Consider the following 20035-nt stretch of genomic DNA (forward strand, 5'->3'; position numbering starts at 1 on the left):
CTGTCTCACGTCCACGACTCACCGCTGCAACACCCAGCGATCCATATTCCACCCGGTGCCCGCCTGCGTCGGCCCGGGGATCCCGTTCTGCATGCCGTTACCGAACGCGATCGTGCGCGGAGTGGCGAACAACGGGATGCTCGGCAGCTGCGCCCACAGCAGGTTCTCGGCCTCGGTCAGCAGATTCAGCGTCGCGGTCGAATCGGTCTCGCCCGCAAGCTGATCGGTGATGGCATCGTAGCGAGCGTTCCCGAAACCTCCCGCATCGAGCCCGTTACCCGCCCGCAAAGCGGCGAACGCGGCGACACCGGTCGTCGATCCGGCCGGTCCCGGCACCGCCGCCGTACTGCCGAGCACCGCGTCCACCGCGCCCCGGCCGAGCTCGGCGGGCGTGAAATCCGGTGCGCCCGCGTCGACGACGGTGATGCCCGCCCCACGGCAGGATTCCGCGATCATCGCCACGGTCTTCGCCCGGCGGGCATCGGGGGTCAGGTAGCCGATCCGGATGGTCGGTTGAGCGGTGCCCGCCGAGGCGAGTGTCGCTGTGGCGCCGGGGATATCGGTGCCGCGATAGCGGTCGCCGGACCCGGAGACGGCGCCGTAGTACAGCGAATCCTGTTGCACCACCCGCGAATTCAAGGTCCCCGAGCCGAGGCCGCGCGGAGGCACCTCACCGGCTTTGCCCAGGGTGTCGAACAGGGCCTGACGCGGGACGCACTGGGCGAAGGCACGCCGCGTCTCCACCCGGGCGAACACTCCGCCCGTGCCGAGCACGAGCTGTTCGGCGCCGCGACCGGGGACGGTCTGCTCGTCGAACCCCTCCAGGGCCAGGTCGGTCACCGAGCCCGCGCCGAGGTCGACCACGCCGAGCGCGTTCTCCTTGGCCTTGGCCGCGTAGTCGGTGCCCTTGGGCCAGACCACGATGCGACTGGTCTCGGGTGCCGATCCCCACCACTTCTCGTTGGCGACGAGCACCAAACCGTCGTCGGCGGTGAAGGATTCGATGCGGTACGGACCCGACGACGGGAACCTGGTGAGATCCAGTTCGCCCGGCGCCATGGTCCAGCCCGAGTTCCAGAAGTCGGCGATCCGGCCGATCACCGCACCGTCACCGGACTGCAGCGCGTCGACCACGTTCGGTACACCGACCGCCTGGGCCACCACGTGGGCGGGCATCAACTCGGCGGCGGTGAACAGGGTGCGCCACGGCAGGTAGTGCCTGCCGGGGCGGAACACCACGGTGGCGTCCTTGGAGCCCGGCACACAGTCCACCCGCTCGATGTCGTCGTAGCCGTCGGTGCTCGCGGCGTCGAACATCGGTGTCTGGCCGCGGTCACCCGGCCGGGTGAACCGGCCCGACCGGGCCGACCAGGCGAGTACCAGATCGTCACAGGAGGTCGCGACCCCGTCGGAGTACACCCCGTCGGGATCGAGCCGGTACTGCACGGTCTGGGTCTCGCCCGGCACCTCCTTGGCGGTGCCCGCGTCGGTGTCGGCGACCTGCTGACCATCGGGTCCGGTGTAGAAGAACCCGGTGAGCACGCGGCCGAACACCGCCGCCGCGCCGCTGCTCGCGCCGAGGGTGCTGCCGCCGTTGTAGCTGGCGACCGCCGCGTCGACGGCGTAACCGATCGAGGGCACCTGGTTCTTGGTCGAACACCCGGTCACCAGACCGGCGCCGACGCCTGCCGCGGCGAGGACGGCTGTCAGCCGAATCGTGCTGCGTCGCATGATGAGACCCCTGCTCGTGCCGTCAGTGCCTGCCCTTGTTCCGCTTTCCGCTCGGCCGCGCGCCGGGCCTGGGCGCACCCGCGTCGGTGGGTCGGGGACCGCGCGCCGCGCGGGCTCCCGCCGTCACCGGCACGGGTGTGGTGCCGACACCGGCGCGCTTGTCGAGCACCTTCTTGGTATGCGCGGCGACCGGGCCCCAGCGTTCCTTGATCGACACCAGCACCGGAACGGCGAGGAAGATCGAGGAGTAGGCGCCGACGATCATGCCGACCAGCTGCACCAGCGCGAGGTCCTTCAGCGTGCCGACACCGAGCATCCACACCGCGATCACCAGCATGCCGATGATCGGCAGAATGCCGATGACGGTGGTGCTGATCGAGCGCATCAGGGTCTGGTTGGCGGCCAGGTTGGCCTGTTCGGCGTAGGTGCGCTTGTGCAGGTGCAGAACGCCGCGGGTGTTCTCCTCGACCTTGTCGAAGACGACCACGTTGTCGTAGAGCACGTAACCGAGGATCGTGAGCAGACCGATCACCGCGGCCGGGGTCACCTCGAACCCGACCAGCGAATAGATACCCGCCGTGACGATGAGGTTGAAGAACAGCGAGACGATCGCCGCGATCGACATGTCTCGTTCGAAGCGGATGGCGATGTAGATCATCGTCAGCGCCACGAACACCGCGAGCGCGATCAGCGCCTTCTGGGTGATCTGGCCACCCCAGGTCTCGCTGATCTCGGCGATGCTGATGGCGTCGAGGCCGACGGAGGTCTTGGACTCCTTCTCCAGCATCGCGCGCAGCGCGGTCGTCAGCTGGGCGGTCTGGTCCCCGTCGAGGGTCTCCGAGCGCACCTGGATGGTGGCGGCCGAACCGGAACCCACCTCCTGCACCGTCACCGGGCCGTGGCCGAGGGTCTGTGCGTAGGTGTCCTCCACGTCCTGGGTGCTGACGTTCGCGAGGGCGGGCACCTGGATCCGCGAGCCACCCTCGAAGTCGATACCGAGGGTGAAACCGCGCACCGCGATGCTCAGGATGGAGATCAGCAGCAGCACCGCCGACATCGTGTAGAAGAACTTGCGCCTGCTGACGATCGGGAAGCCACCGGTACCGGTGTAGAGGCGCTCGAAGAACCCGTGCTGCGGCGATGCCGTCGGCTCGGCCTTGTCCAGGTTCAGCGATTCGGTCGTCGGATCGGCATTTCTCATCGTGACATCTCCTTCGGCCGGACCTGGCCCGCGCCACGTTCCCTGGCGATCTGCTGCACCGAACCCAAGCCGTTCACCGACGGTTTCGCCCAGAACGGCGAGCGCGCGGCGAGCATCAGCAGCGGGGCGGTGACCAGGTAGAGCACGATCACGTCGAGCACGGTGGTGACACCGAGGGTGAACGCGAAGCCCTTCACCTGGCCGGCGGCGAGCAGGTACAGCACGACCGAGGCGATCAGGCTGACCGTCTTACCCGAGAGGTTGGTCCGCTGGGCGCGGGCCCAGCCGCGCGGCACGGCCGAACGGAAGCTGCGGCCCTCGCGCATCTCGTCCTTGATGCGTTCGAAGAACACGACGAACGAGTCGGCGGTCAGACCGATACCGATGATCAGACCGGCGATACCGGCCAGGTCGAGGGTGAACCCGATCCAGCGCCCGAGCAGCACGATGATGCCGTACACGGCGAAACCGGCGGCGATCAGCGAGAACCCGGCGAGGAAGCCGAGCATCCGGTACACGAACAGGCAGTACAGCAGCACCGCGAGCAGACCGACCGCACCGGCGAGCAGACCGGCCTTGAGCGCGGCCAGACCGAGCGTGGCCGACACCGTTTCCGCCTCGGAGGTAGTGAACGACAGTGGCAGCGATCCGTACTTGAGGGTGTTGGCCAGCTCGCTCGCGCTGTCGGCGGTGAAGCTGCCCGAGATGGAGGTGCTGCCGCCGAGTTGCGGGCCCTGCTGCACCTGCGGGGCGCTCACGACCTTCGAGTCGAGCACGAACGCGACCCGCTTGTTGACGTACTCGCCGGTGAGCGCGGCCCAGGCGTCCGTTCCGGTGGACCGGAACTCGAGGTTCACCTCGTGGCGAGCCTGCTGGGCGTTGAAGCCGGAGGTGGCGTCGGCGATCTCCTGGCCGTCGATGCGGCTCGGGCCGAGCAGGAACACCTCGGTGCCGTCCTGCGAGCAGGTGACCAGCGGCAGAGCCGGGTCGTCGTTGCCCGCGAGCGGATCGGGCTTGGTGCAGTCCATGCTCATGATCGCGACTTGCTGCATGTTCTGGTCGGTGCTCTGCCGCAGCGCCTTGGCGTCGGCGATCTCCTTGGCCTGCTGCTGGGCGGGCGTGAGATCGGCGGGTGGCGGGGTCGGCGTCGGCGGAGCCTGGGCCGGGAACACCCGCGACTGCGGCGCCGGGGTGGTCGCCTCGGGTGCGGGGGTCGCCGGGTCGCCGGTCGCGGGCGCGTTCGGATCGCCGGTCGCGGGAGCCTGACCCGGTGCGGGCGCGTTCGGGTCGGCGGACGGGGCACCGGGCACCGGCTGCTGCGGTGCGGCGCCACCGGTCTGCGGCTGGGTCGCGCCGAGCACCGGACGGATGTAGAGCTTGGCGGTGGTGGCCAGGGCGCGCGCCTGCTGGCTTTCCTCACCCGGCACCGTGATCACGAGGTTGGTGCCGTCGATGACCACCTCGGAGCCCGAGACGCCGAGACCGTTCACACGGTTCTCGATGATCTCCTGCGCCTTCTGCAGGCTTTCGCGACTCGGCTCGTTGCCGTCGGGGGTACGCGCGGTCAGCGTGACGCGGGTGCCGCCCTGCAGGTCGATACCGAGCTTGGGCGTGGGCGAATGGTCACCGGTGAAGAACACCAGCGCGTAGATCACGGCCAGCAGCGCGGCGTAGACGCCGAGCAACCGGAACGGATGCGCCGATCCTTGGGAAGGTGGCACAGCAGGTCATCTCCTAGGCGGAAGTCGAGGCCGAATCGGTGGGCACAACGGTGCCCGGCCGGGCGCGCTCGTACGTCGCCCGGCGGGGGAAGGGAACTGCTCAGGAGTCCTTGGTCAGCCGGGTCTCGGTCTGATCGACGGCCTCTTCGACGGGGGCGTCGGTCGCCTCTGTGGTCTCGGCGACCACCTGCTCCTCGTTGCGCACCTCACGGATGGCCTGGCGCAGCCAGGTGGTGACGACGTCCTCGGCGATCTCCAGGTCGACGGTCGAATCGTCGATCTCGACAACGGTGCCGTACAGACCGGAGGTGGTGATCACCTGGTCACCGACCTTCAGACTCTCCTGCATGCTCGCGACCTTCTCGGCCTCCCGCTTCTGTTTGCGGATACCGAAGAACATCGGCACGAGCAGGGCCAGGATCAGCAGCGGAAACAGGAAGTCCATCGTCGAAGTCAGTCCCTAGTCAGTGGTGGACGGTGCAGGTACGCCTGACAGTCTGCCAGTTCCCCGCCGCGCCGACACACCGGACACCGCCGCACGCGGCGAAACCCCGGTCACGCACCGCGCCCGTAGGTGTAGTCGTCGAGCGGGAAACCGACCGCCTCGCGGTGCGCCGACAGCGTGCTGGTGGGGCGCAGCAGCGCGGCCTCACCGTGCTGGTTGAAGTAGTAGCTGCGCGCACCGGAGCAGTCGCCGCCGTAGAACACCGACGAATCGAGGTCGGCGGTCACCCGGTCGAGGAAGCGGGCGTTGGCCTCCTCGGTGACCTCGAAGGTGTGTTCCCCGCGCCGGAACAGCTCGGTGAACAGCCTGCCCATGTGCTTCATCTGGGTCTCGATGGTGGTGAAGTACGACAGCCCGCTGTAGGAATAGGGGCTGTTCAGCGAAAGGAAGTTCGGGAACTTCGGCACCGTGATGCCCTCGTAGGCCTGAAAGCGATTGTCACGCCAGAACTTTCCGAGATTTCGCCCGTCGCGCCCGATCACCTCGATGGCGGGGAAGTTCGCGTCCCACAGGTTGAAGCCGGTCGCCAGGACCAGCGTGTCGACAGCCGTCTTGTGCCCGTCGGCGGTGACGATGCCGTCGGGTTCGACATGGTCGATCGACTCGGTTTCCAGGCGCACGTGCGGCTGGTTGAAGGTCGCGAAGTAGGCATTGGAGAAGGTCGGCCGTTTGCAGCCGAAGTCGTAATGCGGGGTGAGCTTGGCTCGGGTGCTCGCGTCGCGAACCTGGGCGAACAGGTGCGCTTTGGCCAGCAGGGCGGCGGCGGAGTTGAGCGGTTTGGCCTGTTTGTAGTGCAGCACCCCGACCAGCATGAGCGCCTCGAGCAGGGCGGTGTTGGCCAGTCGCGCGGCCTTCTGGGTGAGTGGGACCGCCGCGAACGCGCGCTGGACCACGGCGGGAATCGGGCCGTCGATCTTGGGGACCACCCAGATGGGGGTGCGCTGGAAGACCGTCAGTGACGCCACCTTCGCGGCCAGCTCGGGGACCAGTTGCACCGCCGTGGCACCGGTGCCGATCACGGCGGCGCGGCGGTCGGTGAGGTCGTAGTCGTCGTCCCAGGCGGTGGAGTGGATGATCTTGCCCGCGAAGGACTCGATGCCGGGGAACGGTGGCGTGTAGGGCTGGGACAGGAAGCCGGTGGCGGTGATCAGGTACCGCGCGGTGAGGGGTTCACCGCCGGCGATGCTCACCACCCATTGTTCGTTCTCCTCGTCCCAGCGGGCGCTGTCCACCTCGGTGCCGAACCGCATCCGCCCACGCAGCCCGTACTTGTCGGCGACGTGCTCGGCGTACTTCTTCAGCTCGGCGCCCGGCGCGAACAACCGGCTCCAGTACGGATTGGGTTCGAACGAATAGGAGTAGGTCACCGAGGCGATGTCCACCGCGAGGCCCGGATACCGGTTCACATGCCAGGTACCGCCGAGGTCGTCCTCGCGTTCGAGAACCACGAAATCGCGCAGCCCTAGCCGGTCGAGTTCGATGGCGGCACCCATGCCGCCGAAACCCGCCCCGATGATGACCGCATCCCGCTGAGGCGCCACGTCGAACCTCCACACACCGATGTATGTGTTACAGCATGACACATAATTCTGTGGCCCGCGACCGGCCGCTTCGCCGGTGTACAGTCGCGATGCGCTGCCGTCGAAAACCTCTGGGATAGAAGGGCAATCCTGACACAATGACCGCCGTGACGCCCGACGATGTGAGCCGCACCCACTTCGCCATGCCCACCCTCGGCCATCGTGGCTACCACGCCGACGAGGTCGACGCTTTCCTGGAAAAGGTGTCGGCGACCCTGCACGGACACGGTGGTCTCACCGCCGACGACGTCCGCCATGTCCATTTCGGCGCGCCCCGTTTCGGGGGTCGCGGTTACCAGGCCGACCAGGTCGACGATTTTCTCGACCGGGTCAGGACCGAGCTCGAACATCGCCAGAAGGGCGCCTCCCCCGTGCCAGCGCCTCGCCCCGGGGAGGAGATCGCCGCGATGCTCACCCCCGACGACGTGCACCGCATGCGGTTCAGCCAGTCCGCGGTCGGCCGCCGCGGCTATCACGAGGAGGAGGTCGACGCCTTCCTCGACCTGGTCGCGGCCACCCTTGCCCACAACGGGCCGGGCAGCCTCACTTCCGCCGACGTGCGCGGTGTCCGCTTCACCGACAGCCGTCTCGGCACGCGTGGTTACTCCCGCGAAGAGGTCGACGCCTTCGTCGATCTGGTCATCGCCGCCCTGGAAAACCTCGAACGGTCACATTAACCCTGGATGCTGTGCAGTTCCGCTTCGCGCAGATCGTCCGGGAAAACGTAGCGGCGGAAGGCCCAGAACCGGAAAGCCATGGCCAGCAGCACGCCGAGGATCTGGCCGGAGATGAAGTTCGCGACCATCTGCACCATCGGATCCACGTGCGGCACACGCAGATTCAGCACGTACAGCGACAGCGCCTGCGGGATCATGGTGACCACGATGCCCAGCGCGCTGACCGTGAAGAACAGGGCCGCCTCGTGGCTGCGCTGTCTGCCGCCACGGGTACGGAAGGACCATTCGCGGTTGAGGATGTAGGAGGCGATGGTCGCGATCAACGCGCCGAGCAGACGCGCGGTGAGCGGCTTGTCGCCGAGCACGGTGAGTTTCACCGCGTAGACCACGCCGGTGTCGATGAACCAGGTGACGGCGCCGACCATGGCGAACTTCAGCAGCTCCCGGTGCTGAAGCAACAGGGAGCGTAACGGTTCGGGGACGCGTTGGACCACCGCATGGACTGCCACCCAGCCGACATTAGACGACGTATCGGCGACGCGCCCGTCCGGTAGCCGCCGCTACCGGTCGAACAGGTCGAGGCTCGGTTGTGGTTCGCGCCCACGCACTTCGATGGCGCCGAACACCAGATCCGGTGGTGGCACCAGGCCCAGGTGCTCCCAGGCGGCGGCGGTGGCGACCCGCCCGCGCGGGGTGCGGGCGACGAGTCCGGCGCGCACCAGGAAGGGTTCGCACACCTCTTCCACCGTCGCGGCTTCCTCGCCGACGGCGACCGCCAGCGTCGACACCCCGACCGGTCCGCCGCCGAACCCGCGGACCAGCGCGCCGAGCACGGCCCGGTCGAGCCGGTCGAGGCCGAGTACGTCGACGTCGTAGACCTCGAGCGCGGACTGGGCGATCTCGCGGGTGATGAGGCCGTCGGCGCGGACCTCGGCGAAGTCGCGTACCCGGCGCAGCAGCCGGTTGGCGATGCGCGGCGTGCCTCGGGAGCGGCCCGCGACCTCGGCGGCGGCGTCGTGTTCGATGTGGACGCCGAGGATGCGGGCCGAGCGCAGCAGGATCTGCAGCAGTTCGTCGGGGTCGTAGAAGTCCATGTGGCCGGTGAAGCCGAACCGGTCGCGCAGCGGGCCGGTGAGCGCGCCCGACCGGGTGGTCGCCCCGACCAGGGTGAACGGTGCGATGTCGAGCGGGATGGAGGTGGCGCCGGGACCTTTGCCGACCACCACGTCGACGCGGAAGTCCTCCATGGCCAGGTACAGCATTTCCTCGGCGGGCCGCGCCATGCGGTGGATCTCGTCGATGAACAGCACATCGCCTTCGACCAGGTTCGACAGCATGGCGGCCAGGTCGCCCGCACGTTCCAGGGCGGGACCGGAGGTGATGCGCAGGGCGGTGCCGAGTTCGCCGGCGATGATCATCGCCATGCTGGTCTTGCCGAGCCCGGGCGGGCCGGACAGCAGGACGTGGTCGGGGGTGGCGCCGCGTTGCCGGGCGCCGCGCAGGACGAGGGCGAGCTGTTCGCGCACGCGTGGCTGGCCGATGAAGTCGTCGAGCGAGGTGGGGCGCAGGCCGGTCTCGGTGTCGCCGTCGGTGCTGAGATACCGGGCGGCGAGGACGGATTCGTCGGTGTCGAACTCATCGTCCATGGGTTACCTGTTCTTACCGAGCAGACCGAGAGCGGCGCGCAGGGCCACGGAGGTGGTGGCGGCGGGCTGGTCGGCCAGGACGGTGTCGACGACCTGTTCGGCCTGCTTGGCCGGGAAGCCGAGGCCGATGAGCGCTTCGACGACCTGCTCGCGTACCGGGGTGACCGGGGTTTCGGCGCCGGGCGGTCCGGCCGGGACAGGCACCAGGTTCACCTTGTCGCGCAGTTCGACGACCATGCGTTCGGCGCCGCGTTTGCCGATGCCCGGTACCCGGGTGAGGGCGGCGACGTTGCTCTCCGCCAAGGCTTTTCGCAGCGCCTCGGGTTCGAGGACGGCAAGGACCGCCATGGCGAGGCGTGGGCCGACACCGGACACGGTCTGCAGGAGACCGAACAGGTCGCGGGCTTCGGTGTCGGCGAACCCGAACAGCGTCATCGAGTCCTCGCGCACGATCATGGCCGTGTAGAGGCGGGTTTCCTCGCCTCGGGTGAGGCCCCCGAGGGTGGCGGGGGTGGCGTTGAGGCGGTATCCGACGCCCGCGGCTTCGATCACCACATGGTCGAGCGCGATCTCGAGGACCTCACCGCGTACCGACGCGATCACCCGCGTACCACCTTCCGTTGTTCGGCGAGCCGTTGTTCGTAGCGGCGACGCACCTCGTCGGCCTTCGCCTGTGCGGCCGCCATCCGGTCGAGCAGCGGCGCCCGCCAACAATGACAGATCGCCAGGGCGAGCGCATCGGCGGCATCGGCCGGTTTCGGTGCGACCCGCAGGCCGAGGATTCTGGTCACCATGGCGGTGACCTGCGCCTTGTCGGCCGAACCGTTGCCCGTGACAGCGGCTTTCACCTCACTGGGCGTATGGAACGCCACCCGGATGCCCCGCCGTGCCGCCGCCAGCGCGATCACCCCACCGGCCTGCGCGGTACCCATCGCGGTGCGCACGTTGTGCTGCGCGAACACCCGCTCGATCGCCACCGCCTCGGGCCGATGGGTGTCCATCCACTCCTCGGCGGCGTCGGCCACCGCCATCAACCGCAGGGCCAGCTCGGCCTCCGGCGGTGTCCGCACCACGCCCACGTCGAGGGCGACGACCTTACGGCCGGGACCGCTGTCCACCATGCTGAGCCCGCACCGGGTGAGCCCGGGATCGACGCCCATCACCCGCACCGGCAGCCCCTTCGAAGACACGAACAGTTGTTCGAAAGTCTAAAGCATTGCGGCACACCGTCCGACCAGCGACACGAGGCCCGGTCGCCGCGCTCAGGAGGCCGAGCAATGCGGGCTCGACCGTTCGGCCCAGATGCGCCTCGGTTCGTGCAGAGGTTCGGGCTCGGTCAGGTCGAGCATGCCGCTCGGGTACGACACGTTCCACCGTCAGCCCGCGCGGTCCATCCGCAGGAATTCGGTGATGCGCAGAACGGCAGGCGGCCGGGTGACATCCGTCGGCAGGACGCGGGCGGCTTCCTCGCGGCCGATCACGCGCGGGGCGGTGAGATCCACTTCGGTGCCGTCGACGCGCAGGCGAGCGCCGCCCGCGGCGAGGACATTGCGGACCCAGTCCGACCGGGAGCCGTAGACCAGGACGAACAGGTAGCCGCCCTCGATCGGATGGGCGTCGAGCGGGGTGTGGTGGGTGGCTCCGGAGACGCGACCGGTGTGGATGAGTACCGGCCATTTGCCGCTCGCGAGTGCTCGCGGGTTGAACACCCGCTTGTTCACCCGACCCCACCATCTCGGCATCGGCATCAGCGGTCTCCTTCGCTCGTTCTTACACATGTAAGGCTGGCTTACGGCTGTAAGATTGTCAATATGCCGACTCCCGCCACTCGTCGACCGCTGAGCCGCGAACGGATACTGGAAGGCGCGATCCGGGTGGCCGACCGAGGCGGCGTCGAGGCGATCACCATGCGCCGGATCGCACAGGAACTCGGGGTGGAGGCGATGTCGCTGTATCACCACCTGCCGAACAAGGACGCGGTTCTCGACGGCGTGGTCGACGCAGTCTTCGCCGCGATCGAACTACCGAGCGAGGGCCTCGAGGATTGGCGAGCGGCGATCCGTTCGCGCGCCAATTCCGCCCGCGCGGTGCTGTCCCGGCACAGCTGGGCACTCGGCCTCATGGATTCGCGCCGCAACCCGGGCCCCGCGACACTGCGGCACCACGACGCGATTCTCGGCGTCCTGCGGCAAGCGGGCTTCTCGCTCCCGATGGCGGCCCATGCGATCTCGCTTCTCGACAGCTACGTCAACGGGTATGTCCTCCAGGAGGCGAATCTGCCGATCGACACCCCCGACCACCTGGAGGAGGTGGCGGGCGGCATCCTCGACCGATTGCCGACCGCGGAACTGCCCTACCTCACCGAGATGATCGTCGACCACGCCCTGCAGCCCGGTTACGACCACACCGCCGAATTCGAGTACGGCCTCGACCTGATCCTCGACGGCCTCGAATCACGTCGAGTCACGCGGTAGCCATCAGTCTGCCTGCGGCACAAAAGCTTTCACAGACAGGCCGGATAAAGGCGGTACCCACTGATGCCATCGGCAACAGCCGGCATGCTCGGCCGAGGCACACGCTCAGCTGGTCGACAGCGCGGCGGTGAATTCGGTGAGGGCGCGGTCGTCGAACAGCACGAAGCGCACCTCCTCGACGGCCGTGTCGGCAGCGCGCACTGTTTCCACGGCAATGCGGGCGCCGTCGTCCATCGGCCAGCCGTAGATGCCGGTGGAGATCGCCGGGAACGCCACGGTGCGAGCACCCAATTCGTCTGCTACTCGCAGGGATTCGCGGTAGCAGGAGGCCAGCAGGGCCGAGCGGTCCTCGGTCGCCGACCAGACCGGGCCGACGGTGTGGATCACCCACCGAGCGGGGAGGTTGCCCGCGGTGGTGGCGACAGCCTGGCCGGTCGGCAGCCCTCTCCCGTATTTCGCGGCGCGTAGGTCGCGGCATTCGGACAGGATCTGGGGGCCGCCCTTGCGGTGGATCGCGCCGTCGACTCCACCACCGCCGAGCAGCGAGGAGTTCGCGGCGTTCACGACCGCGTCCACGTGCTGTTCGGTGATGTCCGCGCGTACCGCCTCGATCCGGGTCATACCGACATTGTGCTGGTCACGCGGATATCCCCGCTACCGGATCGGGGGCGGCGTACCGTCGAGGTCGACCTGTTGTCCGAGGCGTTCGAGCGAGGGAGAACCGCGTCATGCCGATGCCGACCGGCGAGATCGTACCGACCGAAGACGGGCGCGACCTGGTGATCACCCGGTCACTGGCGTTACCGATCGAACAGGTGTGGGGACGGTTGACCGATCCCGACCTGACCGCGGGCTGGTACGGCACCTGGGAGGGGGAACCCGGCGCCGGGAACATGATCCAGGTGCAGTTGCGGTTCGAGGACGGGCAGCCATGGACCGAGATGCGCATCGACGACTGCACCCCGCCGGTGCGTCTGGCCGTGTCCTCGGCCGACCAGATCGGGCTGTGGCGCATGGAGGTGACCCTGCTCGACACCGGCACCGCCACCCAGGTGCGGCTGGTCCACCACCTCACCTCGGAGTACCAGCTGGCCGAGACCTCGCAGATCGGCCCGGGCTGGGAGTACTACGCGGACATGTTCGTCGCCGCCTGCACCAACACCGAACGACCCGACTTCGCCGACTACTACCCGGCGCTGGCCGAGCACTACCGGGAGTAGAAACACCAACCGCCCCAGCCGAATCACGACCGGGGCGGTTCAGGATGCGGAACTACTCGTCGTCGAGTTCGGCGGCGACCTCGTCGGAGATGTCGACGTTGGTGTACACGTTCTGCACGTCGTCGCTGTCTTCGAGGGCGTCGACCAGCTTGAGCACCTTGCGGGCACCCTCGGCGTCCACCGCCACCGACACCGAAGCCTGGAAACCGGACTCGGCCGAGTCGTAGTCGATGCCCTTGTCCTGCAGCGCGGTTCGCACAGCGATCAGATCGCCGGGCTCGCTGATGATCTCGAAGGCGTCGCCGTGGTCGTTGACCTCTTCGGCGCCGGCGTCGAGGACCGCGTCGAGAACGTCGTCCTCGGTGAGGCCGTTCTTCTCGAGGGTCACCACACCCTTGCGGGCGAACAGGTAGGCCACCGAACCCGGGTCGGCCATGTTGCCGCCGTTGCGGGTCATCGCGACGCGCACCTCACCGGCGGCGCGGTTGCGGTTGTCGGTGAGGCACTCGATCAGCACGGCGACACCGTTGGGGCCGTAGCCCTCGTACATGATGGTCTGCCAGTCGGCGCCGCCGGCTTCCTCGCCGCCGCCGCGCTTGCGAGCGCGCTCGATGTTGTCGTTGGGAACCGACGACTTCTTGGCCTTCTGGATGGCGTCGTACAGCGTCGGGTTGCCCGCCGGGTCACTGCCACCCGTGCGAGCCGCCACCTCGATGTTCTTGATCAGCTTGGCGAAGAGTTTGCCGCGCTTGGCGTCGATTCCCGCCTTCTTGTGCTTGGTGGTGGCCCATTTGGAGTGGCCGCTCATGCCCTACTTCCTTCAGGTCGGTTGCGCGTGATGCCCGGACGGACAAGCTCGAACCAGCCTACTCGTGCCCGCCACGCCGGTGGACGCGGAGGCTCACCCCGCCTTGCGCACAAGGTCGACGAACAGCTCGTGCACCCGAAGATCACCCGTGACCTCGGGATGGAACGAGGTCGCCACGACATTGCCCTGCCTGGCGGCCACGATCCGGCCCTGTGCCGGACCGTGCGGCACCCGCGCCAGCACCTCGACGCCGTCGCCCACCCGCTCCACCCACGGCGCGCGGATGAACACCGCGCGCACGGGCGTGTCGAGGCCACTGAAATCGAGGTCGGTCTCGAACGAGTCGACCTGGCGACCGAAAGCGTTGCGGCGCACCGTCATATCGATGCCGGACAGGTGCTGGGCGTCGGGCCGGGTGTCGAGCACCTCGGAGGCCAGCAGGATCATGCCCGCGCACGAACCGAACGCGGGCAGCCCGTCGCGCAGCCGGGCACGCAGGGGTTCGAGCAGGTCGAAGGCCTGCAGCAGCTTGGAGATGGCGGTCGACTCGCCGCCGGGCAGCACCAGCCCGTCGACGGCGGCCAGCTCGGACTCGCGGCGCACCAGCACCGGTGCGGCGCCGCAGTGGCGCAGCGCGGCAACGTGTTCGCGCACGTCACCCTGGAGCGCGAGGACACCGATCGTCGGCGTGGATGTTGCGTTCACAGCCGCTGAGCTTACGAGCCGGGCCGGTGTGGGCGCGCTCACGCCTGTCGCGGCGTGCGGATGAGGCCTTCCTGCACGACGGCGGCGACCAGGTTGCCCTCGCGATCCCAGATCCGGCCGCCGGTGAGGGCGCGGCCGAAACCCGCCGAGGGCGAGGACTGGTCGTAGAGCAGCCATTCGTCGGCGCGGAAGGGGCGCAGGAACCACATGGCGTGGTCGAGGGACGCGTCCTGGGTCGGCACGCCGGGGTGGGTCACCTTCGACGAACCGAGCAGCGTCATATCGCTCATGTAGGCGAGGGTGCAGACGTGGAACATCGGGTCGTCGGGCAACGGGTGCCGGTAGCGGAACCACACCTGCTGCGGGGAGACGGTGCCTTCCCGGCGGGCCACCTGGTCCTGCGGGACCGTGCGGATGTCCCAGTGTTCCCATTCGCGCATGGCCCACAACCGTTCCGGGCTCAGCGTGGTCTTGGCGTCGGGCAGATTTTCCGGGCCCTCGATGACCGGCATCACGTCCTGGTGCTCCGGGCCGACATCGCCGCGATGGAAGGAGGCGGCCATGGTGAAGATCGCCTCACCGTCCTGCACACCGGTGACCCGGCGGGTGCAGAACGAGCGCCCGTCGCGGATGCGTTCCACCTGGTAGATGGTGGGAGCTTCCGGGTTGCCCGGGCGCAGGAAATAGCCGTGTAGCGAATGCACCTGGTAGGCGGAGTCGACGGTGCGCACCGCCGAGACCAGCGCCCGGCCCGCGACCTGACCGCCGAAGGTCCGCGTCAGCTGGGATTCCGTGGCCGCCCCACGGAAGATGTCGCGTTCCAGCCGCTCGACCTCGAGCGCCTCTTCGATTGTCGCCATGCGGACGAGATTATCGCTAGGCGGACCGCGCGGTTTGTCCGGCTCGGCGGCGCGCGGCGGGAATTTGCTGAAATGGGTTGGTGCCGTCGTTCACCGCCGTCTCCCCCGCCACCCTGGCCCGCCTGGTCGCCGAGCGGGTATCCGAGCTGCCCGGTCGCCGGGTGGTCGCCGTCGACGCTGCCGATGCCGCCGAACCGGTCGCCTTCGCCCAATTGGTCGCCGACACACTGAACGGGCAGGGCCGGTCGGCCGAGGTGGTGTCACTGCACGCCTTCGTCCGGCCCGCATCGCTGCGGATGGAGTACGGCCGAACGGACGAATGGTCCTATCGCACAGCATGGTTCGACTACGACGCGATACGCCGGGAGATTCTGGTTCCGCTGCGGACCGCGGGGCGCTGGTTGCCCGCGCTCTGGGACGAGGCGGGCGACCGGTCGGCGCGGGCGGGCATCCGGACAGCTCCGGCCGATCTGGTGCTGATCGTGGCGGGCCCGATGCTGCTCGGCCGCGGACTCGACGTCGACCTGTCGGTACGGCTCGAGCTCAGCGAGCAGGCGGCACTGCGCCGCACCCCACCCGAGCACCAGTGGACCCTGCCCGCGCTGCGCGACCACGACGCCGAACATCCCGAGACCGCTACCTGGACGGTGCGCTGGGATCATCCGGACCGCGCGGCCCTGCGCACCGGCTGAGAACAGGCGAAAGCCCCGGCCGCAACGCGACCGGGGCTTCCCGTGGTGCTATCAGGCGCAGGCGACCGACTGCTGGCCCAGGTTGGTGAGCATGGTGCAGGCCCACGACTTCTGGACCTTCCACTTGCCGTCCTCGGCGACGAACGGCACGTCCACCACATTGGTCTGGCCGTTGACGGTGAAGTTCGCCTTGGCGTTCACGCTGTCACCGAAGGAGGTCACCTCGGTGACCTGCACCTGGGCACCGGCGTCGCGCGCGGCGACGGCCAGGCGGTTCGGCAGCTCGGGATCGGCCTCGCCGCCCTGCACGAAGTCCAGCTTCTGCTCGTTGGGCACCGACGGGTCGAGCGCGGTGTTGAGCTGGGCGTTGAGCTCCTCCACCGTCGGCACGGGGGGCAGGTCCGCGGCAGCGGCCGTGGTCGTGGCCGGAGCACTGGTCGTGGACTTGGCGGCGGGCTTGTCGCCCTTGTCGTCACTGCACGCACTCATTCCCAGTGCGGCGACCACGGCCAGGCCTGCGATCGCCACACGTCCGGTCCTACGAAGCTTCATCCACTCGTCCTTTGCGTCGGGTCAACGGTTTTCGCCCTGTGGGCGCCAACGGCACGGTACCGGCGCCACACGACGCAGGCCACGGTGCCTCGGCCAGGACGCTACCCAGCGTTTTTGAGGAAAGTCTGAGACGTGCCGATACCGCGCCTGTGAAGGCCCCTTTCAGCGTAGGGCGAGCACCGCGTCGACGAGGCGGGCGTGGGTGTCGGCATCGGCGGCGGCGATGAGCCCGTGCGGGACGGAATGCAGTGGTTGACCTGCTATTCCGGTGACGACACAGCCCGCCGCGCGGCAGATCTCCACCGCGCTGGTGAAGTGGACGTCGCCGCGCAGGTCGCCGCCGGTGACATAGGCGGCGCGTCGGCCCGCGGCGACCCAGACCAGGGCGAGCGAGGTGGACAGCACGCGCGGGTGGAAGTCGGCGGCGACGCTGTCGAGCAGGCGGGTGGGCCTGGACCAGGGCAGCGCGTTGTCGAGGTCGATGTCGATCAGGCGGCTGCTCGCGTCGGGGCGCAGGACGGTGTCGGAGCCGTCGTGGCGGCGATAGGCGTTCTCGCCCGAGGTCCAGAACACCTCGCCGGTGAACGGGGCGCCGACGGCCGCGGCGCGGATGGTGTCGCCGATGCGCAAGGCGACGTTCACCGCGACGAGCTGGGTGCCGACCGCGAAATTCCTTGTACCGCAGAGCGGGTCGACGTACCAGGTGCGGTCGCTGTCCGGCGGTCCCGTGCTGCCGGACTCCTCGGCGACGAACCGGTCGTGCGGACGGGCCGCGGTGAGGATCTCGAGGATCGCGCGTTCGGCGGCCAGGTCGGTCTCGGTGGCGAAGTCGTCGCCCTCTTTGGCGTAGCGGGTGACGGGTGCGTGGAACGACGACCGGATCACCTGTGACGCGAGTTCTGTTGCGTGGATTGCGATTTCGACATCGGAGTGGTGCACCGTTCTCAGGTTACGGAGTCCGGTGACGCCCGGGGCGGGTTCAGCGCGCCAGGTACACCGCGAGCCCGAGTCCGAGCACGCCGACGGTCACGCGCAACAGGTTCGGCGGGATCACCTTCACCACCGGCGGACCGCACCACCCACCGACGAGCGCCCCCATCGCCAGCCCGAGCGCCGCGAACCAGTGCACCGGCCCGAACATCGCGAAGCCGAGAGCCGCGACAAGATTGGCGATGCCGAGCAGGAAGCTCTTGAGAACCGATGCGCTCCACACGGATTCGGACGTGCACAGCAGCATCATCGACAGATAGATCACACCCGCACCGGCCCCGAAGTACCCGCCGTACACCGAGATCAGCAGAATCCCCAGCGGCACGATCCACGGCGCGCTGAGCTCCCCCACATGCTCGCGGACCACCGGCTGCACCAGCAACGCGATCGACGCCGCCGCGACCAGGAAGGGCACCACCACCTCGAAGGTGCCCTCGGGCGCCACCAGCAACGCCAGCGCACCGAGCAATCCGCCCAGCGCCGACAACCCCGCCCACCACACCAGGGTCCGCCCCCGCCCCGTGAGTTCGCGCCCCGAATTGGCGGTGGCCCCCACCCCCACGGCCACCATCGCCACGGTATTGGTCACGTTCGCCGTCACCGGCGGCAATCCGACCGCCAGCAGCGCCGGATAAGAAACGATCGACGCCATCCCGGTGACGAACCCGATCAACCCGGTGAAGAATCCCGCGACGACCAGCAAGAAGAAGTCGAGCACGGTCACAGACCGACTGTACGGTACGCCCATTCGGCAGCGCCCCAGGGGTGATCGCTGGCCCTTCCGCTCACACCTGGACTTCCGAACACGTTCCGAATACGATGGATGCATGCGCACGTCAGGCCTACCTGCCCGGACCCGCCGCTCCTCGGACCTGAGCAAACACTCCGCTGAGGTCTTCGCCGAGGCCGAGAACCATCCCGTCACGGTGACCCGCCGCGACGGCGAGGCGCTTGTGCTGATGTCGCAGCGCGAGGCAGAGGGGCGCGCGCGCCTGCTCGAGTTCGCCGCGCAGCTCATCACCGTCACCCTCGATGACAAGGGCTCGCTCGCCGAGCGCATGTCCAAGGCATTCCCATGGATGCTCGCGCTGTCACCCGCCGACCGCGACACCTGCGCACAGGACCTCGTGGACGCCGCCCGCGCATCGTTCTCCACCGACCAGCCGCACCTCGCGATCGCCGAACTGACCTCCTGGAAGGAGACGGCAACCGCGATCGCCGCCGGATTGGGCAGTACGGACCTGGAGTGGCTGGACGGCGACGACACTGTCGAGCGTCCATAGTGGCGGCCGCCAAGAAGGGCGAGCTGGTCCCACGCCCCGCGCGAAAGACCGAGTACGAGATCCGCTTCGCCACCGCAGACGCTCAGAAGGGCTGGCGGGATCGAGTCGCGACCATCCGCAACCCGATGGCGGAAGCATGGGACTTCCTCACGCGCACGCCGCTGTTCACGACACCGACCAACTACCCCCTGCGCGGCGAGCTGGGCACGATCTCACGCGGTGGAGCGCGGCACGAACGCTGGCAGCACAAGCCGACAGCGAAAGGCACCGCGCGTATCTGGTTCTACGTCCATGAGCACACCGTCTTCCTGGAACAGGTGCACACCAGCCACCCGAACGAAACGAAGTAGGCGTCGTTCTACGCGAACGGTGGGCGGCGCGTGATGCGCCGCCCACCAGGTTTGCTTGTGCCCGAAGGGATTACCAGCCGCGCTCGGCGAGGCGGTGGGGCTGGGGGATTTCTTCGACGTTGATGCCGACCATGGCTTCGCCCAGGCCGCGCGAGACCTTGGCCAGCACGTCGGGGTCGTCGTAGAAGGTGGTGGCCTTGACGATGGCGGCGGCGCGCTGTTCGGGGTTGCCGGACTTGAAGATGCCGGAGCCGACGAAGACGCCTTCGGCGCCGAGCTGCATCATCATGGCGGCATCGGCGGGGGTGGCGATGCCGCCCGCGGTGAACATGACGACGGGCAGCTTGCCGGTCTGGGCGACCTCGCGGACCAGCTCGTAGGGGGCCTGGAGTTCCTTGGCGGCGACGAAGAGCTCGTCTTCGGACAGGGAGGTCAGGCGGCGGATCTCGGCGCGGATGGTGCGCATGTGGGTGGTGGCGTTGGAGACGTCACCGGTGCCCGCCTCACCCTTGGAGCGGATCATGGCCGCGCCCTCGGTGATGCGGCGCAGGGCCTCGCCCAGGTTGGTGGCGCCACAGACGAAGGGGACGGTGAAGTTCCACTTGTCGATGTGGTTGGCGTAGTCGGCGGGGGTGAGGACCTCGGACTCGTCGATGTAGTCCACGCCGAGGCTCTGCAGGATCTGCGCCTCGACGAAGTGGCCGATGCGGGCCTTGGCCATCACGGGGATGGAGACCGCGGAGATGATGCCGTCGATCATGTCCGGGTCGCTCATCCGCGACACGCCACCCTGGGCGCGGATGTCGGCGGGCACCCGCTCGAGTGCCATGACCGCGACGGCGCCTGCGTCCTCGGCGATCTTGGCCTGCTCCGGGGTGACCACGTCCATGATCACACCGCCCTTGAGCATCTCGGCCATGCCGCGCTTCACGCGGGCGGTGCCGACGGTGGATGTGGTCTCGGGCGTAGTCACGGCATTCTCCTGGGTCATGTGCACCTAACGGGCAGACTGTGTGGTCTCCTGCGATTCTAGGTGGCCG

The 20035-nt window shown here is 68.5% G+C and carries 24 protein-coding genes; 6 read left to right on the forward strand and 18 right to left on the reverse strand.

Translation table 11 applies throughout. From position 1 onward, the window contains the following. Positions 1-18: 18 nt before the first annotated feature. The 5 genes from AB0I35_RS05700 to AB0I35_RS05720 all read right to left on the reverse strand — a co-directional run bounded on the left by AB0I35_RS05700 (position 19) and on the right by AB0I35_RS05720 (position 6699). On the reverse strand, positions 19-1731 hold the full coding sequence (locus AB0I35_RS05700; RefSeq protein ID WP_357394580.1) for an ABC transporter substrate-binding protein: 1713 nt from the start codon (positions 1729-1731) through the stop codon (positions 19-21). Positions 1732-1753: 22 nt separating this feature from the next. Further along, positions 1754-2932, reverse strand: a complete 1179-nt coding sequence (secF, locus tag AB0I35_RS05705; protein WP_357394582.1) for a protein translocase subunit SecF — start codon at positions 2930-2932, stop codon at positions 1754-1756. After that, positions 2929-4653: a protein translocase subunit SecD gene (secD, locus tag AB0I35_RS05710; RefSeq protein ID WP_357394584.1), complete on the reverse strand. Its 1725-nt coding sequence runs from the start codon at positions 4651-4653 to the stop codon at positions 2929-2931. Before secD ends, secF begins: the two co-directional genes overlap by 4 nt. Positions 4654-4753: 100 nt before the next feature. Continuing rightward, the gene (gene yajC / locus AB0I35_RS05715) at positions 4754-5098 is read right to left on the reverse strand and encodes a preprotein translocase subunit YajC (RefSeq protein WP_357394585.1); all 345 of its coding nucleotides are present in this window, start codon (positions 5096-5098) and stop codon (positions 4754-4756) included. A gap of 110 nt (positions 5099-5208) precedes the next feature. Beyond that, positions 5209-6699 carry an NAD(P)/FAD-dependent oxidoreductase gene (locus AB0I35_RS05720; protein ID WP_357394587.1) on the reverse strand — a complete coding sequence of 497 codons (1491 nt, stop codon included), beginning with the start codon at positions 6697-6699 and terminating at the stop codon, positions 5209-5211. 137 nt (positions 6700-6836) lie between these two features. Between AB0I35_RS05720 and AB0I35_RS05725 the strand changes: the two genes are divergently transcribed. Further along, positions 6837-7415 (forward strand): DivIVA domain-containing protein, encoded by a 579-nt coding sequence (locus tag AB0I35_RS05725; protein ID WP_357394589.1) that lies wholly within the window; start codon positions 6837-6839, stop codon positions 7413-7415. Here AB0I35_RS05725 and AB0I35_RS05730 read toward each other — a convergent pair. The 5 genes from AB0I35_RS05730 to AB0I35_RS05750 form a co-directional block, all read right to left on the reverse strand. Beyond that, positions 7412-7924 (reverse strand): GtrA family protein, encoded by a 513-nt coding sequence (locus AB0I35_RS05730; protein ID WP_166655711.1) that lies wholly within the window; start codon positions 7922-7924, stop codon positions 7412-7414. The genes AB0I35_RS05725 and AB0I35_RS05730 overlap by 4 nt on opposite strands. Positions 7925-7975: 51 nt before the next feature. Continuing rightward, the gene (ruvB, locus tag AB0I35_RS05735) at positions 7976-9061 is read right to left on the reverse strand and encodes a Holliday junction branch migration DNA helicase RuvB (protein WP_357394591.1); all 1086 of its coding nucleotides are present in this window, start codon (positions 9059-9061) and stop codon (positions 7976-7978) included. A 3-nt stretch (positions 9062-9064) separates the two neighbouring features. Then, positions 9065-9664: a Holliday junction branch migration protein RuvA gene (ruvA, locus tag AB0I35_RS05740; RefSeq protein WP_357394593.1), complete on the reverse strand. Its 600-nt coding sequence runs from the start codon at positions 9662-9664 to the stop codon at positions 9065-9067. Next, a complete protein-coding gene (ruvC, locus tag AB0I35_RS05745) occupies positions 9661-10230 on the reverse strand; it encodes a crossover junction endodeoxyribonuclease RuvC (protein ID WP_357395004.1) in 570 nt (189 codons plus the stop codon). The genes ruvA and ruvC overlap by 4 nt, the downstream gene beginning before the upstream one ends. Before the next feature lie 207 nt (positions 10231-10437). Further along, on the reverse strand, positions 10438-10809 hold the full coding sequence (locus AB0I35_RS05750; RefSeq protein WP_357394594.1) for a nitroreductase/quinone reductase family protein: 372 nt from the start codon (positions 10807-10809) through the stop codon (positions 10438-10440). A 63-nt stretch (positions 10810-10872) separates the two neighbouring features. On the opposite strand from AB0I35_RS05750, the gene AB0I35_RS05755 reads away from it, so the two are divergent. Continuing rightward, positions 10873-11535: a TetR/AcrR family transcriptional regulator gene (locus AB0I35_RS05755; RefSeq protein WP_357394595.1), complete on the forward strand. Its 663-nt coding sequence runs from the start codon at positions 10873-10875 to the stop codon at positions 11533-11535. A 105-nt stretch (positions 11536-11640) separates the two neighbouring features. Here AB0I35_RS05755 and AB0I35_RS05760 read toward each other — a convergent pair whose 3' ends face one another. Beyond that, positions 11641-12156 carry an O-acetyl-ADP-ribose deacetylase gene (locus tag AB0I35_RS05760; RefSeq protein WP_357394597.1) on the reverse strand — a complete coding sequence of 172 codons (516 nt, stop codon included), beginning with the start codon at positions 12154-12156 and terminating at the stop codon, positions 11641-11643. A gap of 107 nt (positions 12157-12263) precedes the next feature. On the opposite strand from AB0I35_RS05760, the gene AB0I35_RS05765 reads away from it, so the two are divergent. Beyond that, entirely contained in the window at positions 12264-12755 is a 492-nt protein-coding gene (locus tag AB0I35_RS05765) for an SRPBCC domain-containing protein (RefSeq protein ID WP_357394598.1), read from the forward strand. Positions 12756-12807: 52 nt separating this feature from the next. Here AB0I35_RS05765 and AB0I35_RS05770 read toward each other — a convergent pair whose 3' ends face one another. The 3 genes from AB0I35_RS05770 to AB0I35_RS05780 all read right to left on the reverse strand — a co-directional run bounded on the left by AB0I35_RS05770 (position 12808) and on the right by AB0I35_RS05780 (position 15128). Beyond that, positions 12808-13563 carry a YebC/PmpR family DNA-binding transcriptional regulator gene (locus tag AB0I35_RS05770; RefSeq protein WP_357394599.1) on the reverse strand — a complete coding sequence of 252 codons (756 nt, stop codon included), beginning with the start codon at positions 13561-13563 and terminating at the stop codon, positions 12808-12810. A gap of 93 nt (positions 13564-13656) precedes the next feature. Beyond that, on the reverse strand, positions 13657-14268 hold the full coding sequence (pdxT, locus tag AB0I35_RS05775) for a pyridoxal 5'-phosphate synthase glutaminase subunit PdxT (protein ID WP_067492939.1): 612 nt from the start codon (positions 14266-14268) through the stop codon (positions 13657-13659). 38 nt (positions 14269-14306) lie between these two features. Beyond that, positions 14307-15128 (reverse strand): acyl-CoA thioesterase II, encoded by an 822-nt coding sequence (locus tag AB0I35_RS05780; RefSeq protein WP_357394600.1) that lies wholly within the window; start codon positions 15126-15128, stop codon positions 14307-14309. 80 nt (positions 15129-15208) lie between these two features. Here AB0I35_RS05780 and AB0I35_RS05785 point away from each other — a divergent pair, with 80 nt between their 5' ends. Next, the gene (locus tag AB0I35_RS05785) at positions 15209-15820 is read left to right on the forward strand and encodes a hypothetical protein (protein ID WP_357394601.1); all 612 of its coding nucleotides are present in this window, start codon (positions 15209-15211) and stop codon (positions 15818-15820) included. Positions 15821-15871: 51 nt separating this feature from the next. Here the strand turns inward: AB0I35_RS05785 and AB0I35_RS05790 are convergent, their stop codons facing one another. The 3 genes from AB0I35_RS05790 to AB0I35_RS05800 form a co-directional block, all read right to left on the reverse strand. After that, positions 15872-16372 carry a hypothetical protein gene (locus AB0I35_RS05790; RefSeq protein WP_067636177.1) on the reverse strand — a complete coding sequence of 167 codons (501 nt, stop codon included), beginning with the start codon at positions 16370-16372 and terminating at the stop codon, positions 15872-15874. Between the two features lie 162 nt (positions 16373-16534). Next, a complete protein-coding gene (locus AB0I35_RS05795) occupies positions 16535-17311 on the reverse strand; it encodes an inositol monophosphatase family protein (RefSeq protein WP_357394602.1) in 777 nt (258 codons plus the stop codon). 40 nt (positions 17312-17351) lie between these two features. Next, positions 17352-18086, reverse strand: coding sequence for a sulfite exporter TauE/SafE family protein (locus AB0I35_RS05800; RefSeq protein WP_357394603.1), 735 nt, complete (start codon positions 18084-18086; stop codon positions 17352-17354). A gap of 103 nt (positions 18087-18189) precedes the next feature. Here AB0I35_RS05800 and AB0I35_RS05805 point away from each other — a divergent pair, with 103 nt between their 5' ends. Both AB0I35_RS05805 and AB0I35_RS05810 read left to right on the forward strand, forming a co-directional pair. Next, positions 18190-18645 carry a prevent-host-death protein gene (locus AB0I35_RS05805; RefSeq protein ID WP_357394605.1) on the forward strand — a complete coding sequence of 152 codons (456 nt, stop codon included), beginning with the start codon at positions 18190-18192 and terminating at the stop codon, positions 18643-18645. Then, positions 18645-18995, forward strand: coding sequence for a hypothetical protein (locus tag AB0I35_RS05810; protein WP_357394607.1), 351 nt, complete (start codon positions 18645-18647; stop codon positions 18993-18995). Before AB0I35_RS05805 ends, AB0I35_RS05810 begins: the two co-directional genes overlap by 1 nt. A 70-nt stretch (positions 18996-19065) precedes the next feature. Here AB0I35_RS05810 and pdxS read toward each other — a convergent pair whose 3' ends face one another. Next, positions 19066-19986: a pyridoxal 5'-phosphate synthase lyase subunit PdxS gene (pdxS, locus tag AB0I35_RS05815; protein WP_174550208.1), complete on the reverse strand. Its 921-nt coding sequence runs from the start codon at positions 19984-19986 to the stop codon at positions 19066-19068. Between the last annotated feature and the right edge of the window lie 49 nt (positions 19987-20035).

Origin of the sequence: Nocardia sp. NPDC050378, assembly GCF_040655675.1 — a bacterium.
GTDB classification, from domain to species: Bacteria; Actinomycetota; Actinomycetes; order Mycobacteriales; family Mycobacteriaceae; genus Nocardia; species Nocardia coubleae.